1 protein-coding gene is annotated in these 1344 nt (G+C 60.6%); it reads right to left on the reverse strand.

Going from position 1 to position 1344, the window contains the following annotated elements; genetic code table 11:
- Positions 1 to 40: 40 nt before the first annotated feature.
- Positions 41 to 1291, reverse strand: a complete 1251-nt coding sequence (locus LGN17_RS36420) for an IS256 family transposase (protein ID WP_226201560.1) — start codon at positions 1289 to 1291, stop codon at positions 41 to 43.
- Positions 1292 to 1344 lie beyond the last annotated feature (53 nt).

Consider the following 1344-nt stretch of genomic DNA (forward strand, 5'->3'; position numbering starts at 1 on the left):
GGGAGTGTCAGGATTTCCGTGTTCAAGGCGGGTGGAACAATTACACGGAAGGTCGGACGAACCGATCTGCATAAAGGATAGCGAATTGGTTCATGGCCGTCTTCCAGTCATGCGCGGCACTTCCCCAATTCGCGGTGATGTTGCGCAAGGCCAGCCAGATGAGCTTGGTGGCGGCCTCGTCGGTCGGGAAGTGACCACGGGTCTTGATGATCTTGCGCAACTGCGAGTTGATATTTTCAATCGCGTTCGTCGTGTAGATGATCTTGCGCACACCCGGCGGAAACGCAAAGAACGGGATCACGCGATCCCAGGCGTTGCGCCACGCGCTACTGACGGTCGGGAATTTCTGGCCCCACGGACCATCCGCAAACGCATCGAGTTCGGCCTGAGCGGCTTCCGCACTGGGGGCGGCGTAGATCGGTTTGATCGCGGCGGCCAGTCCTCGGCGGTCCTTCCAACTGGCGTAATCGAGGCTGTTGCGGATCAAATGGACGATGCAGGTTTGCAGCGTCGTGGCCGGAAACACTGCTGCCAGCGCTTCGGGCATGCCCTTCAGTCCGTCAGTGACGGCGATCAGGATGTCGTGAACGCCGCGCGTCTTCAAGTCATTGAACACCTTCATCCAGAACTTGGCGCCCTCGGTATTCTCGATCCACAGGCCCAGGATCTCTCGCGTGCCGTCGGGCAGCACACCCAGCGCCAGGTACACCGCCTTGTTGCGCACGACGGCGTCTTCGCGAATCTTGACCCGCAGTGCGTCGAAAAACACGACCGGATACATTGGCTCGAGCGGCCGGGCCTGCCAGGCGGTTACTTCGGCCATGACCTCGTCGGTGACCGAGCTGATGAAGGCGGGCGAGACCTCAGTGCCGTACTGTTCCAGCAGGAAGCCTTGGATCTCGCGTACGGTCATGCCTCGGGCATACATGGCGACGATCTTGTCGTCGAAGCCCGTGAAGCGCCGTTCATGCTTGGGAATCAGGATGGGTTCGAAGCTGCCGTCGCGGTCACGCGGCACCTCGATACGGATCGGACCGTCTTCGGTCAGAACCGTCTTGGCCCCTTTGCCGTTGCGCTGATTCGTGGCGTTGGCCGGCTTGGCAGCACCGGGACGGTAGCCGAGATGATGGTTCATCTCGCCGCCCAGTGCCCGTTCGATCAGCGCCTTCTTGAGCGCCAGCGTCGCGGCATTGATGGCTTCAGCCGTCATCGGACCGTTGCCGAACTGCTCAAGCAACTCGGCCGGAATCGCCGGCAGAGCCGCCGGCTGGGCTTTCGGTTTGCGAGGCATAAATTCTCCTTGGGAGCATGTTATGCCTTAAACACAAAATTCCTGACAGGCCC

The organism is Burkholderia sp. AU30280, assembly GCF_020420125.1.
GTDB lineage: Bacteria > Pseudomonadota > Gammaproteobacteria > Burkholderiales > Burkholderiaceae > Burkholderia.

What these genes read in the sequence shown, in the direction of transcription:
- LGN17_RS36420 (WP_226201560.1), bottom strand. Translation starts at nt 1,291, where the DNA reads ATGCCTCGCAAACCGAAAGCCCAGCCGGCGGCTCTGCCGGCGATTCCG.